14 protein-coding genes are annotated in these 14,293 nt (G+C 41.5%); all 14 read right to left on the reverse strand.

The genetic code is table 11. From position 1 onward, the window contains the following. Positions 1 to 71 precede the first annotated feature (71 nt). The 14 genes from DW959_RS02480 to DW959_RS02535 all read right to left on the reverse strand — a co-directional run bounded on the left by DW959_RS02480 (position 72) and on the right by DW959_RS02535 (position 14,286). Positions 72 to 1,415, reverse strand: a complete 1,344-nt coding sequence (locus DW959_RS02480; RefSeq protein ID WP_117822248.1) for an acetyl-CoA hydrolase/transferase C-terminal domain-containing protein — start codon at positions 1,413 to 1,415, stop codon at positions 72 to 74. Positions 1,416 to 1,452: 37 nt separating this feature from the next. Then, on the reverse strand, positions 1,453 to 2,202 hold the full coding sequence (locus DW959_RS02485) for an iron-containing alcohol dehydrogenase family protein (RefSeq protein ID WP_347475305.1): 750 nt from the start codon (positions 2,200 to 2,202) through the stop codon (positions 1,453 to 1,455). Next, positions 2,118 to 2,519: an iron-containing alcohol dehydrogenase gene (locus DW959_RS15010; RefSeq protein WP_347475306.1), complete on the reverse strand. Its 402-nt coding sequence runs from the start codon at positions 2,517 to 2,519 to the stop codon at positions 2,118 to 2,120. Before DW959_RS15010 ends, DW959_RS02485 begins: the two co-directional genes overlap by 85 nt. A 396-nt stretch (positions 2,520 to 2,915) precedes the next feature. After that, positions 2,916 to 4,649: an ABC transporter ATP-binding protein gene (locus DW959_RS02490; protein ID WP_118615296.1), complete on the reverse strand. Its 1,734-nt coding sequence runs from the start codon at positions 4,647 to 4,649 to the stop codon at positions 2,916 to 2,918. Beyond that, complete coding sequence (locus DW959_RS02495; protein ID WP_118615298.1) at positions 4,646 to 6,436, reverse strand: ABC transporter ATP-binding protein; 1,791 nt, start codon at positions 6,434 to 6,436, stop codon at positions 4,646 to 4,648. The genes DW959_RS02490 and DW959_RS02495 overlap by 4 nt, the downstream gene beginning before the upstream one ends. 94 nt (positions 6,437 to 6,530) lie before the next feature. Then, positions 6,531 to 7,136, reverse strand: a complete 606-nt coding sequence (locus DW959_RS02500) for a TetR/AcrR family transcriptional regulator (RefSeq protein WP_118615300.1) — start codon at positions 7,134 to 7,136, stop codon at positions 6,531 to 6,533. Positions 7,137 to 7,284: 148 nt separating this feature from the next. Continuing rightward, positions 7,285 to 9,177, reverse strand: a complete 1,893-nt coding sequence (locus tag DW959_RS02505) for a hypothetical protein (RefSeq protein WP_147353059.1) — start codon at positions 9,175 to 9,177, stop codon at positions 7,285 to 7,287. Between the two features lie 200 nt (positions 9,178 to 9,377). Continuing rightward, the gene (locus DW959_RS02510; protein WP_118615304.1) at positions 9,378 to 9,857 is read right to left on the reverse strand and encodes a GNAT family N-acetyltransferase; all 480 of its coding nucleotides are present in this window, start codon (positions 9,855 to 9,857) and stop codon (positions 9,378 to 9,380) included. A 39-nt stretch (positions 9,858 to 9,896) separates the two neighbouring features. After that, the gene (locus tag DW959_RS02515) at positions 9,897 to 10,184 is read right to left on the reverse strand and encodes a hypothetical protein (RefSeq protein ID WP_021943411.1); all 288 of its coding nucleotides are present in this window, start codon (positions 10,182 to 10,184) and stop codon (positions 9,897 to 9,899) included. Positions 10,185 to 10,409: 225 nt separating this feature from the next. After that, positions 10,410 to 11,120 (reverse strand): phage tail tape measure protein, encoded by a 711-nt coding sequence (locus tag DW959_RS02520; RefSeq protein WP_347475307.1) that lies wholly within the window; start codon positions 11,118 to 11,120, stop codon positions 10,410 to 10,412. A 98-nt stretch (positions 11,121 to 11,218) separates the two neighbouring features. Further along, the gene (locus DW959_RS02525) at positions 11,219 to 12,232 is read right to left on the reverse strand and encodes a DUF4238 domain-containing protein (protein ID WP_118615306.1); all 1,014 of its coding nucleotides are present in this window, start codon (positions 12,230 to 12,232) and stop codon (positions 11,219 to 11,221) included. A gap of 53 nt (positions 12,233 to 12,285) precedes the next feature. Further along, positions 12,286 to 12,489, reverse strand: coding sequence for a hypothetical protein (locus DW959_RS14085; RefSeq protein WP_008402119.1), 204 nt, complete (start codon positions 12,487 to 12,489; stop codon positions 12,286 to 12,288). 170 nt (positions 12,490 to 12,659) lie between these two features. After that, positions 12,660 to 13,232 carry a CDP-alcohol phosphatidyltransferase family protein gene (locus DW959_RS02530; protein ID WP_005335451.1) on the reverse strand — a complete coding sequence of 191 codons (573 nt, stop codon included), beginning with the start codon at positions 13,230 to 13,232 and terminating at the stop codon, positions 12,660 to 12,662. Beyond that, a complete protein-coding gene (locus DW959_RS02535; protein WP_118615308.1) occupies positions 13,222 to 14,286 on the reverse strand; it encodes an FUSC family protein in 1,065 nt (354 codons plus the stop codon). The genes DW959_RS02530 and DW959_RS02535 overlap by 11 nt, the downstream gene beginning before the upstream one ends. Positions 14,287 to 14,293 lie beyond the last annotated feature (7 nt).

A 14,293-nucleotide genomic window follows, 5' to 3' on the forward strand; every position in this document is an offset into this window, starting at 1 on the left:
CCTTTCTTCTATTCAGCCCCCTGTTATCAACCATCTGATATATGACATATATCAATTGCACCATCCATTGTCTATCTCCGATTGGATCTCCGCCAAATCTTTCTCGCTTCTGCTTCCCTGATCAATTCATCTCTGAAATCAGGGTGTGCAATCGATACCAGAGCCTCTGCCCGCTCCCATGTTGAACGGCCTTCCAGATTCACAACCCCATATTCCGTTGCCAGAAAATAAACCTGACTTCTTGGAGAAGTAACGATATCTCCATTAAACTGTGGATGAATTCTTGAATGAACCACCCCTTTACTGTCCTTGTACACAGAACTCATGCAGATAAATGCTTTACCTCCCTTAGATGCAGATGCACCAACGAGGAAATCCAACTGTCCACCGGTTCCGGATATCTGTCTGACACCTGCACTCTCCGCTGCCACCTGACCATACAGATCAACAGCAACACAGCTATTGATGGAAACCATGTTATCAATCTCACCGATCACTCCGGGACGATTCACGTACTCTAACGGATATGCCGCGACTCCCGGATTATCGTCAATCCAATCATATAGGCTCTTACTTCCGACCGCACAACCAAATACTCCTTTTCCGCGATCGATCTGCTTGTATTTGTTCGTGAGTTTTCCCGCCAGATACATTTTCAGATATGCATCGCTGCAAAGCTCCGTATGCATACCAAGATCCTTCAGATCAGACTCCGCAATGATATCACCCAGTGCATTCGGCATACTTCCAATACCGATCTGCAGGGTTGCTCCATCCACAATATAAGGAATGATCAGTTCCGCAATCTTACGATCAACTGCAGTCGGCTCTGGCATCAGCATATCCGGATACGGTTCATGCTCTCCTTCCACGATATAATCAATATCCGAAATATGGATACACTCATCATAACCGCCGCGAACCTTCGGAAGATTCTCATTGATCTCTACGATCACGATATCTGCCGCGCGCACGATCGGTGCTGCCACTCCGGTATTGACCGAATAATTAAAATATCCATGCCGATCCATCGGTGACACACTGAGCATAACTACATTTACCTTAAGAAAATACTCATAATATGCTGCATTATTATGAAATACCATCGGAATATAATAACAGAGTCCACGATCACATAACGACCGCTCATATGCTGAACAATGCCAGCTGTGATAAGTAAAATGCTCCTGACTCTCATCACATTCTGCAACTGCGATCGGTCCTGAGATCAGATTACCACGGATCTTAACATCAAACAGCTCGTCTCTACGTTTCGCCAATGCCCGATCCAGGATCTCCGGCTTTCCAAGTGAACAGGTATAATCCACCCAGTCACCATCTTTTACAACGGAAACCGCTTCCTCCGGTGTGCGGAGTTTTCGTCTGTATTCCTCTAAAAAATGTTCGTATGTCATACTGTTCCCTCCTTCGCTTATCCGTCCCTGGCACAAATTATGCCTGTAAAACCTCTGACAGCTTCGTGTCTGACTGCAATACTTCTATCGCTTTCTTTCGGTACTGTTCTTCGTGAAGATAGGTATACCGGAATGGTTTTATAGCCGGTGCTTTTTCGATCGCACGAATGAAATCTTCCCGCTTCATGCCGACTGTCTTCACATAATCCCAGAATCCTGTATCTGTAAATACCGTATTGATCCGCTCATATCTGTGATCCTGAACAACACTCATCAGGTATGTTGCAACTCCGACCTGAATACCATGAAGCTGCGGACGTTCCAACATCTGATCCAATGCATGTGATATCAGATGCTCACTTCCACTGGTCGGCGCACTGTCTCCTGCAATCTCATTTGCCACACCGCTCATGGCAAGAGAATCTAATAGTTCTTTGATAAACCGTTCATCGTGAATGTCTTTAAACGGCGTCCGCACAAAGCTGTTAACCGCCTTCTTCGATATCATCATCGCAAAGTCATTTACTGAACCATGTCCATGTGCTTCTTCAAAATTCCAGTCATAAAGTGCCGTGATCTTCGATACCATATCACCGATACCGGAAAACAGAAATGCCTCCGGTGCCCCCTTTATCACATCGATATCTGCAAAGATTCCATATGCGATCCCTGCCGGTACGGATTTGCGTCGTCCCTCCACGATCAGAGATGCGCTGGCACTGGAAAATCCATCACTGGATGCCGACGTCGCACACTGATAAATGGCAGTTTTCTTAAGAAGCCACAATATTTGGCCGCATCAACCACCTTACCGCCTCCGATACCAAGTACCGCCTGTGCAGTATTCGGGAATGAAAATGCAAGCTGCACCAGATAGTCGATCCGAACGGTATCCATCTCCATATATTGAAGCACCTCAATACCGCTGTCTGACATCCCCTCCATCACCGTATGTCCAAACATATCGATCAACCCATTGCCAAACAGAATCACAACCTTGTAGATTCCCTCATCTGCAAGATACCCCCCGATCCGTCTGAGCAGATCTTTCTCCACCTTTAATATCGATGGTATCTGTATCTCCCTAATATCAATCTTCGCCATAATCACAACCTCCTGCAGCCCTGTAATTTATTATACATTCTCTTATTCAAAATTTCTGCATTACTCTATATTCTGCACTACTCTATATTTTACACTATTCTATATTCTACATAATTATATACTCAACATACTCTATTTTAACCCAAACTGCAACTTATTCCATTCAGACCAACACTAACATAGAGCAGTGGAAATACAAACGATTGGTATGATGAACTAACGCCTAAAAAATTTGAAGCCGGAGGGATATATATTTTATGAAGCAGACCTATTATTACGTCGGTCCTTAACGAATCACCATCTGGTGATGAGTTTAGTACCGCTACGTAATAATCGAACGAAAGTGCTCTGCGTAATAAATATATATATCCCACCGGCTCCAAATTTTTCATAACCTTAATTGTATTTCCACTGCTCAGACTGCAGCTGGAGGTCAACCATATGCTTGTAGATGCCGTTCCCGGCTTTCAGATCCGCAGGTGTTCCCTGCTCCGCAACTACGCCATCCTTCAACACAACGATCTTATCAACGCCATCTACCGTACGCATTCTATGTGCAATGATAAGTACCGTCTTATTCTGGATCAGCTTGGAGATAGATTCCTGAATAACAGACTCGTTATCTACATCCAGAGATGCGGTTGCTTCATCCATCAGAATGATCGGCGCATCCTTTAAGAACGCTCTTGCGATCGAGATTCTCTGACGTTCGCCACCGGACAACTCGGAACCGTTTTCACCGATCATGGTATCCCATTTATCCGGAAGCTTCTCGATGAAATCTGTACAGTTTGCAAGCTTTGCTGCTGCCATAACTTCTTCATCGGTCGCATCCTTTTTACCGATCCGGATGTTCTCCATAATTGTATTATTGAACAATGTAACATCCTGGAACACGATCGAATACAAGGACAATAACTGCTCCGGATCAATTTCCAGAACATTCATGCCGCCGACTGTGATCGTACCGGCATTGTTATCCCAGAATCTTGCTGCCAGTCTGGAAACCGTTGTCTTACCCCCGCCGGATGGTCCGATCAGGGCTGTGACCTCACCCTGCTTTGCCGTAAAGCTGACATCGGAGAGTACCTGCTCTCCAGCCTTATAGGAGAATGCCACATGATCAAATACGATGTCATATCCCTTATTATCCGGATTCTCTCTTCCTGTCTGTTCATCATGAGACAGGATCTCATCCATACGCTCACAGTTCTTATTGATACTGATAACGGCAGCCAGATTCTGAAGCGAGATCTGAAGCGGCTCATACATTCTGGTTACAACCAACAGAAATGCAAAGAACGTCAGTACACTGATCTTGCCATCAACCAGAAGAATACTTCCAACAAGTGCCACTGTCCCGATACCAAGCTTTAAGATCATCTGTGCGGAGCAGACAAATGCTGCATTTGCAAATTCGGATACTATCGCATGATGCTCGACATCCTTGATCTTTTTATTCAGACCCTCCATATAAGAATCAGCCATATTATTGGAACGAAGATCACGAATCGTTTCCAGACCTTCCTGTATCCCGTCCAGACATGCAAGCTTATAGGTTATCGTCTTCTCATGAACCTTACCCATAACTGTCTTTGAATAACCAACGATGGCAAATGCTACCGGCATAACCCATACAGCCGCCAGCGCCATTCTCCAGTCGAAGAAAAACAGCCCGATCACGATCAATGTTGTAGATATAAATGCGCCTACAAGCTCAGGAATCCAGTGTGAGCTTGCTGTCTCGATCAATGCACAGTCGGACATGATTGTATTTGTCAAATCTGCAAGATCCTTCTTGCCAAAAAAAGAAAGCGGAAGCTTTCTCAGCTTTTCTGCAAGCGTTCTGCGACGGACTCCACTCTCTACGTAGGTCGAATAGAAAGTCGAATTATATTGAAAACTTGTTGATATTACAATTAACAATAAAGTTACACTGATTCCAATAATAAAGAATATCAGTTTATCCTTTGGAACACGGTTCTCCAACAGGTAGGAAGCTAATTGATACAGCAGTCCTACCGGGAGCATCAGCACCAGATTGGAGATCGTAACTGCCACAAAGGCGCGAACCATAGCATTTGCACCCTTTTCGGACAAGGCATATTTGTGCTTTAATTTTTCTATCATGCTGTTTCACCTTTCCTTCCTACCTGCCAGTTGACAGATTTGTTATATTCCTTCCACATATGAGTATAGATTCCGTTCTTTTCCGACAGTTCCTCATGTGTTCCGTTCTCTGCGATCTTACCATCCTTCAGCACATAGATGCAGTCCGCATCCGTTATGGTTGACAGGCGATGCGCGATCATGATAACCGTCTTGTCCTTTGCCAGATTCTCAAACGCTTTCTGAACCAGACGCTCATTATCCGGATCGGCAAATGCTGTTGCTTCGTCTAGGATCAGGATCGGTGCATTTTTAAGAAATGCTCTTGCGATCGATAACCGCTGTGCTTCACCACCGGATACATAGATTCCCTTGGAGCCAATCATCGTATGTACCCCCGCCGGGAACTTCTCTATGATATCCATACACTGAGCAGCAGAAAGTGCCTGCATAACTTCTTCGTCAGTCGCATCCGGTCTACCCATTCTTATATTTTCCAATATGCTGATCTTTAACAGCTTGCTGTCCTGAAATACATACGATACTTCTTCCATCAGTTTCTTAGTGTCAATATTTTTAACATCCACACCACCGATCTTTATGCTGCCATCCTTTACATCCCAAAATCTTGCAACCAGAGATGCCAATGTCGTCTTACCACCACCGGATGGTCCAACGAAAGCGATATGTGCACCGGTCGGAATCTTCATGGATATATCGTCAATTGCATTTTTCTTTGCTTCGTCATAGGCAAATGTAACATGCTCCATCGTGATCGATGCATCCTTTGGTATCTCCTGCTTTTCTGTATTTACCAGAGGCTTTGCATTTAGAATATCATCCATTCTCTGTAATGCATCCTCCACCAGCATCTGGGATTCGCCTGCATAGGCAATCTTCATCAGTGTAGTTGTAAGAACCGAAGTGATCAGGATATAGAAGATCAGGTTTAATACAAATGTATTACTTACATGATTACCACCCAGAATGTAAGCAACAATGATTAGTGCTGCAAAGATTCCATTTGCTGACATTGTAAACAGCACCATCGGCTTCATCATCCCCTTGGTGTAATCAAGCGTCCATTTCTCATAATCATCGATTGCCGCTTTGAACTTCTTGAATGAGTACACCGTCTGTCCAAAGGTCTTAACAACCGGAATACCTCTTACATACTCAACTGCCTCGGAAGACATGGTCTCAAGTGCATTCTGATACTGCTTCATATCCTCTGCCATCTTTTGTCCCATCATCAATGTTCCCATCATGATAAATGCCAGAACCGCAGGAATCAGACTGGCAATTCCCAGTCTCCAGTCAAATACGAACATCACCACTAACAGTCCAACCGGCGTTGCAACGGAAACTACTTTATCCGGAAGGTTATGTGCGAGGAAAGTCTCTGTTGCTGCACTTGAATCATTTACAACCTTACGGAGCTTTCCGGTTCCTTCTTTCTCAACGTAGCCAAGCGGCAGCTTCATGATATGCTCCATCATAGTGGTTCTCATATTTGCCTGTACACGAAAGGCCGCAATATGGGAGCACATCAGCGCGACAATATAGATAACCATTGCAAGCAGAGCAAATCCAACCGCCTGCCAGCCATAGGTTTTGATATGTGTCGCATCTGCGAAATCCGGCCGAACCTCAAGGATCTCTTTCATAATACGCCAGATATCATAAAATGGTATCAATGCGATCCAAGCAGAAAGGATCGCAAAAACACAGGACGCATAGGTAAAATACTTATGCCCTCCTGCTATGCCCATGAGTCTGGACAATGCACTTTGTTTCTTTTCTTTCATAGTTAACCTCCTGTTACTAAAGTTAGTATTTGCTAACCTATATTTATTTTTATAGGACTGATGCATGTTGTATTTCATGCAGCAGTCCCTATTATCAGAACTTCATTCCGATCACCGCCTGCCAGCCCGCATAGTTAAATGCTCTGACATTTGCCATAAATTCTTTTGCCTCTTCATAGCTCTTATCATGTGTGATGAGTTCATACACATACTGCCATCCGTTCCTGCAATATACATGGATAAAAAAATCATCTATCGGATGTCCTCCATCCGAAAACTGCTTCGCAAACTGTTTATAATAGTATTCTTCCTTTGCCGCAAGCCTGTCAAAATATGTCTCATATTCTGTCCCCGCCGAACAGCAGAAGATCAGTTTGAATTCTTCCAGATGTCCATAAATATATTCCAGTACAAGATCCGTTCCCTCATCCCCGGCATCCTCTGCCCGGCTGATATCTGCCGCTTCTCCTGCTTTCTTTATGCTGTCAGAATAAATCGCCATCAACTCATCTGCGGCTTCCTTTACAATCGCTGTAAATAATCCACTCTTGTCGCCAAATCTTGTATAGATTGAATTCGTGCTGACACCACTGTCTGCCGATATTCTCCGCAGACTTGCATCATGGAATCCGTATTCTAAGAATTCCTTTCTGGCACTGGCCAGTAAATTTTCAGTTACACCTTCTGATTCTTTTCTCATAAACACACCTTAATCATTTATATCCAATATAAAATAACAGTGTTATTATAACACTGTTATTTTATAAAAGTCAAGATTATTTACACAATTTGTTCTACATTATTTTTCAAATAAGAGAACTACTCCTATATCTGTTACCAATACCAGATTACCGTTTTCGAATCGTATACAGACATCCCATTCCAGACACCGCCAACAAAATATAAAGCACAGCCAGATTCATATCATCTCCTGTCTTGGGTGATGCTGTCTTATCATCTTTTTTCACTTCTGTTGTATCACCATCACCACTCTGTGTCGTGCTGCCTGTTCCATCTTCTGTACGGTCTGTTGTTGTGGCCTCTGAAGAATCTTCCGTCGTAACTTCTGTTGTCTCTCCGGTTGTGGTCTCTGTTTCCGGTTCTGTTGTTTCTTCTGTTGAAGCTTCTGTTACATCCCCGGTCGTATCCTCCGATGGATCCTCAGTCGTTGCTCCTGTCTGATCCTCTGTTGTCGTCTCAACCTTCTTATATGCGATCGCATAATTAGAAAATCCATCCGTCTGGAACATCACCATTTTAGTTGCCACATCAAAAGAAGCAGGAATAATCTCATAGGTTCCATCCTTTTTCTCATGAATAACTGCCAGCTCACTGTTTTCAGATTCCCAGTCGGCTTCTATCTGAAGGGATACCTTTGCCGTTTTCTTCAAAGTCTCTATATTATTTACCCACAGATTTGCTGCTGTATTCTTATACAGGATCTGTGCCAGCTTGATATCAAAATACCCGGTGATCTGATAATCACCTGCTGCCTTTTTAAAAGCCTCAAGCTGTTGCTGTGTGAGGACTGCATCCTTTATCGTCAGTCTGCTGTTTCCTGATGTGATCTCATTTTCCGCAAGCTGGATCAATGCTCTTTTCACTTTATCTGTTTTAAGCTCTACCTGATCTTCTGCCTTTGTAAATATGCTGCTGATATGTACATTTTCATCCGGCATTGTATATGAAAATATAGATGCATCTGACAAAGGCGTTAAAGACTGACCATTTATCGTTATCGATTCAAGCTGATATCCATATTCCGGTACTGCCCGGAGAATAATTTCTGAACCCGGTATAACACTTGCCCATCCATAATTGGTGTCCTGCTTAACACCATCTAAACCGATCGATGTTCCATCCGGGTTTTTGATCTCAAGGATCTCAAGCGTTCCATTCTTTAACAGCTCATAATCTTTCAATCCATTATTACCTGTTTTATCTTTGGCCCATATAATAGTTCTTGGTATGATCGTCGGCTTCTTTGTAACTTCGATCACATATTCACTGGCAGGCGCAATCGTGAATTCCACTGTATCCTTCGTTCCTTCCGGCAATGTGATCGTCTTTCCATTTACTGTGACCGTTCCGATATCTCCATCTCCAAATGCCAACTGAATCCTGAGCAGATTATAGATTTCGCCGGACGCATATCCCTTTCCAGTTCCCTGTATATGACTGCTCTCAGCTCCGATCTTCTCTGAATTCAGATAAATTTCCATTCCAAATCCATCATAGGTTCCCATGATCTGAATATCATCCGGGTAACCGGGGTTCGGAGGCGTTGATACTTTTTCTATTCTGAAATTCAGATTACCGCTAAAACGGTTTGTATCCAATTTTACATAAGGATTCGAGCTGATATCATACGATTCATCATTGATATATAACTGAAGTTTCACACTTGAGATTCCAAGCAGGTCATCTGGTGAGGAAACATCCAAAACGGTAGTTGCTTTCAGATAATATTCTTTATCTGACAGATCGATCTGCATGTTATTTCCATTGATCGGACAATTTGTGTAACTGTCCATAACAATATCTCTCGTACATAATGTCAGCCTTACTTTATAGGCATCATCAACAGCAAAGGTCGCTTTTCCATTTTCAATAGATGCCCCGATAAAATTCAATGTTGCCATGTTGGTTTCTGCAGCCCTTACCTGTGTGCTGGCAAATGGCAACCATATCATACTGATACACAGCCATAAACTTAGAAAAATCCCTAATTTTTTCCTCATAATTTTGTCCTCCATCTGCTTCCCTCCCCAGGGAAGTTATTTGCAGTCATTCTATCAAAAAGCACCTGATTCCACAAGCGTTTCAGGCAAGAAAAATCATGAAAAAGTCAGGAAAATAGCGTGTTTGAGGCGTTGCGGCAAAGACCGGAACGCAGTGCTATATTTCCTGACTGATATAATTTTTATGTCTATAATTTTCCTTAGAATTTCTTCTCCATACAGATAAAATGTTTGTCAAACAGATCACATTCCCCGACAGTTCTAAATCCGATCTTTGCATATGTCGAAAGTGCTACCACATGGCCTTCCCGAACCAGAATATGGATTCCTTTCATGCCCCTGTTCTTCAACACATCACCGGCATAATTCATCATCTGCTTTGCGATTCCCTGTCCCTGCATATCCTTTCTTACACAGAGTCTGGACAATTCTCCCGACGGTGCCTGATCTTCATGCCAGCAGGTCAGTGACTCTACGGCATCGTCATGGTCGATTGAGATCATCGCAATGATCTCTCCTGCATCGTTCTTCATCACAAACAGGTCTTCATTCTTAAGGTCAAATGCGATCGTGTTCTCATCCGGGTATGTCTCGCTCCACTCACATGGTCCCCCGATCATCGCATGGTATAAAGCCAGCAGTTCATCTTTATCTTCTTCTGTTGCATTCATTATCTGCATGGTAAGTCCTCTCTTTTCTGTCTTTCTTCGTTTACTTATTCACTCTGCATCAAACAGGTCTTCCATTTCCTCTACGGCTTCATAGTATTTGTTCATCCACTCGCTCATCCGGTCAATTTGTTCTCTGTCCGCTTCCACCTGTTCAATATCCTCCGGCCATTCATCACCCTCATCTATGCCCTGTTGCAGGAGCCAGTTCTCCGCACACTCAAACCGGCACATTCTGCCATCGTCACTTTCGATTGTTACCAGCACCAGAAGCGGTTCCCCGGGCATCCGCTCCTCGCAGCCATAATCTGCTTCATCTATTCTGGTCACAGACCACATGTTATGCATCTCCTTTTTCTTTTGCAACTATAAATAAATTAATATTCATTATAACACAGGTCATCCCAAAACTGAAAACAGGTTCTACCAACATTGCATTGTCGATAAAACCTGTTTAAATTTATTCTGTAGTATCCTTTATATTAACAGATATTTTTACTTGTTATGTTTCCTTTTCCTGTCCAAAGTTACCACAAGGTCAATGTTGGAAACCTAACCAACCTTCTAGATCTGCTGTGTGTCATATCCTACAAGAGCCAGATAATTAAGAGCCTCTGCACACTCTGATGCAGAGAATGCAGTTTCTGCACCCATCTTCTTTGCCAGTTTAGAAAGGGTATCCATTGTATTCACTGACTGACCGTTTACCTTTGACATAGAATCTTTTGTGATTCCCATTGTTGCCTGTACCTGTGACATGGAAGATTCAAAATTGGCAGCCGTAGTAACCGATGCTGTTCCAAGAGCAGTCACCCCTGCTGTAACGGGTAATAGTTTCTGTCCGGCAGAGGAAATGTTATCTCCTGTGGTCTTTAACTTTTCTCCGGCTGTGGCTATCTTCTGGACTGCCGTAGCTGACTGATTTGCCTGTGTTTCAAGGTTCTTCAAATCCTGCTCCGTCTCTACGATTTCCCTTTGAAGGGCATCATACTGTTCCTGTGAGATTTCTCCATTGGCAAGTGCTGTATTTGCCTGTTCTGCTGCCGTCTTTAAGGTTGCCAGTTTTTCTTTCGTTTCACCAACGGCCTCAGCAAGCAGTTTATGTTTTTGTGCCAGAAGTTCCGTATTGCCCGGATCCAGTTTCAGCAGTTTGTTAACATCCTTCAGCTTCGACTGGATGGACTTGATCTGTCCATTCACACCTTTAAGGGCATTCTGTAATTTGGTTGTATCACCACCAATTTCTACGGTAATTCCTTGTATACGCCTTGCCATGAATTCTCACCTCCTCTCTCCTAAATTTTGACATAAAAATGCTCGGATTTCTCCGAGCAAGAAAAAGCACCAACCCACTTAAGGATTGATGCTCTCAACTAAATATCAATATTCTTTTCCTTCAAACTTGATCTTACTTTATCTGCATTTGCATAGCCAAAAAACTGATTCGCATAATCTAGTAACAATGAATTCAAAAAGATAACATCTCTTTTTACTAACTGTTTAATTTTATATTGATACACCATCGCACCAGATTTTAAAAATTTATTTGTAGGTGGTTCTATCGTATCTTCACTCCCAAATCCCAAACACGCAGATAAAGTTGGGGCATGTGGCGGATATATTATCCTTGTACCTGAACCCTTTAAGTGCTGTTTATATGCAGGACTCATTGTAATTATTGCCATATTTCTTGATAAAGGAAATATACCATAATCTTGCGGTGATACCATTTGAAGCAACATAGCATCTTCAATCCGACCACTTTGCATTAGTGCGTTCATCTTTCTTACACCAATAGGCCCCATATATGCAGCCCATCCTCTATCAGTAATAATTAAATCCTCTTTACTATTGTTTGTTCTTACAAATACATTATACGAAAAAACAACATCTTTCACATAATTAAAAAGATTCATGTTCTCGCCTTTTTTTGCTATCCTAACCAACTCTTCCTTATTTTGACATTCTAAAATCTTATTCATGTTTTCGTAGAAATCACCACTGAATATATCCTTAAATGGGTCATTCTCAAAAATAAATCCATCTCTTTTTAAGGTCTTATACCAGAGATTATGCTCCATATTTTCATCCTTAACTCTTAAAGTCGTAATAATTAAATACTTCTTTATTGTTAATAAGTCCTCTGATATTAAAGCAATATTGTAGTTTTCTTTAAGAATTTTGTTGTTCAATATATTAGCAAACTGAACCTCTATCTTGTGACATAAGTCTTTCTCAATATTCTCAGGATAATACCCTTTTTCGGAAAATACTGATTTGGTACTCCTGGACTCTATATTTCCTGAATTCAAATCATAATACTGGATTTTTTCGTCTTCACAAAAATGTCTCAAAATGAGTTGAGGAATAAAATGGCTATTAACCATATAATCACCTCTTTACTGATTTGAGTATAACATATTATTAATAATTATTACCATTAAAACTTGTCGAAATCTTCCTGCGTTGCTAGTTCTGCATATTTGCAATCATCGTTTCTGCTCTCTGCATACATATCATTGATAAGACCTATCGACAGCATATCAAGATCTGCCATCGATAAGCCTAACTGCACACATCGAAGCAGAAACAATGGGGTTGTCATTTCACGCTCAGTTGGGCGAACTTTTTTTAGATTCAACATCCGTTTTTACATTCAGTCCCCAGAGTTTAATCAGCTGTGGAAGAACCTGGTAAATAGAGAATCTAAAATTTTATTAAACCGACTAAAGACTCCATAGTTTGTGTGTTTGACTTACTGTTTATATCTATCTTCTCCTAAATATTTTTCTAGTCATTGCAATATAAAATTGCTTATACAGTCTCTCCCTTAAGAGTCCTGGTATTCTGGATAATATACAGAGCGACCGATATGACCATCATTATAGCGCACAAACCAATCAATAGATCTGATACCATCGGTGTAATGTGGAACCATATAATATGCACCGCTGCAGTTCCATATAATAAAAAGGTTACTATCTTTCCATGCCAGTCTGCACCATGTACTTTTCCTGTCTTTCGTATCACAAGACATCCACTGACTACCATATACAACTCTTTACCTGCCATTATTACGATTAAAAGAAGCACATGCGGAAAACGAGTAAACAGACAGATTAACATCGCTGCCTGTGTCAGCTTATCAGCCACCGGATCAAGTATTTTTCCTAAATTACTAATCCTATGGAATCTTCTTGCGATATATCCATCAGCAAGATCCGTAAGACCAGACAGCAATAAGATTTCACCAGCTAACAGAGGATTTTTCTTTACACAATAACTCCATATAATTACCGGAATCAAACAAAGCCGAAAAAAAGAAAGAAGATTAGGAACCGTAATAATTCTATTCAAATTTTCTTCCTGATTCACTTCACTCTGCATGTACGGGCACCTCACTTTCCTTTTTTTTAGACATAAACCAATAAAATATAACACAAAATGCTAAAGCAAACACAACACCAAAAACATTTTGGATTACTCTAAGACTAACCGCTCCTTGTAGTCCATAAGTCTCTGCAGCAATGGCTAAAGCACCAAATGTGTTAAATACCGCCTGCCAGCCATATTGTGCTGAAAATCCTACACCGATTCCACCAAGAATTCCTATATATGCATAGATTGACGAAGGAAGCAGAAAATATAATACTGTAAAACATATAACACCTGCAATATTTCCGACAATCCTTTTACGGACTCTGTAGTGCATATCTTCCATAAACGGCAAAATCACGGACATGGCCGCAATACCAGCCCACATTGCACGTGGCATATTACAAAGTTCTGCAATGCAAAGGACAATCGGTACGCATAAAATCTGACATATCTGCCATTTTGTTCTGGAAGAAGTGATATCAAATTCTTGTATCAGATCTTTCAGATTTCTTTTATAAGTTCTGTTTTTATGATTTCGATAAAATACGAAGCAGGTAAGTGCTGCACCTAAAGCCATTCCGACTAATCGCATCTGATAGCTTTTTCCCGTAACATCATAACCATATAGCAGCAGATACCCAAGAACCAATGTAGATTGATTAAACATGAGTGGATTATGGCATCCGAACAGAATCAACACAGCCAGTGCCGCAATATTTAACAGCATTCCCAATACCGGTGAAAACTGATTTGCTAAATGCGGACATACAGTCATAATTACAAAGAACAAAGCCAAAAGCATCGTAGATTGTCCGGTGTGGATCCCCAAATCCGCATTTCTAAACACCATGAGACATAATAAGACTACTACACCTACAATGCTGTTCTCATTTCCAAATAGGGTGCTGAAAATACTAACAAAGAAAAAACAAAATGCCATTGTAACAGCTATCTTCACCAGATATACCCACATATGATATAATTTTTCTTTTAGTGTTTCACTCTTTTTCAACAGTTTTTTAGAACCTGCCTGATTTAACTGCAACTCCTGATAAAATGTCATATAAATC

The sequence above is a fragment of the Clostridium sp. AM46-21 genome, from assembly GCF_003480025.1.
Classification (GTDB): domain Bacteria; phylum Bacillota; class Clostridia; order Lachnospirales; family Lachnospiraceae; genus Coprococcus; species Coprococcus ammoniilyticus.

Coding starts and splice junctions, on each gene's coding strand:
- DW959_RS02480 (WP_117822248.1), bottom strand. CDS start 1,415: ATGACATACGAACATTTTTTAGAGGAATACAGACGAAAACTCCGCACA.
- DW959_RS15010 (WP_347475306.1), bottom strand. CDS start 2,519: ATGGCGAAGATTGATATTAGGGAGATACAGATACCATCGATATTAAAG.
- DW959_RS02490 (WP_118615296.1), bottom strand. CDS start 4,649: ATGATAGAAAAATTAAAGCACAAATATGCCTTGTCCGAAAAGGGTGCA.
- DW959_RS02495 (WP_118615298.1), bottom strand. CDS start 6,436: ATGAAAGAAAAGAAACAAAGTGCATTGTCCAGACTCATGGGCATAGCA.
- DW959_RS02500 (WP_118615300.1), bottom strand. CDS start 7,136: ATGAGAAAAGAATCAGAAGGTGTAACTGAAAATTTACTGGCCAGTGCC.
- DW959_RS02505 (WP_147353059.1), bottom strand. CDS start 9,177: ATGAGGAAAAAATTAGGGATTTTTCTAAGTTTATGGCTGTGTATCAGT.
- DW959_RS02510 (WP_118615304.1), bottom strand. CDS start 9,857: ATGCAGATAATGAATGCAACAGAAGAAGATAAAGATGAACTGCTGGCT.
- DW959_RS02515 (WP_021943411.1), bottom strand. CDS start 10,184: ATGTGGTCTGTGACCAGAATAGATGAAGCAGATTATGGCTGCGAGGAG.
- DW959_RS02520 (WP_347475307.1), bottom strand. CDS start 11,120: ATGGCAAGGCGTATACAAGGAATTACCGTAGAAATTGGTGGTGATACA.
- DW959_RS02525 (WP_118615306.1), bottom strand. CDS start 12,232: ATGGTTAATAGCCATTTTATTCCTCAACTCATTTTGAGACATTTTTGT.
- DW959_RS14085 (WP_008402119.1), bottom strand. CDS start 12,489: ATGTTGAATCTAAAAAAAGTTCGCCCAACTGAGCGTGAAATGACAACC.
- DW959_RS02530 (WP_005335451.1), bottom strand. CDS start 13,232: ATGCAGAGTGAAGTGAATCAGGAAGAAAATTTGAATAGAATTATTACG.
- DW959_RS02535 (WP_118615308.1), bottom strand. CDS start 14,286: ATGACATTTTATCAGGAGTTGCAGTTAAATCAGGCAGGTTCTAAAAAA.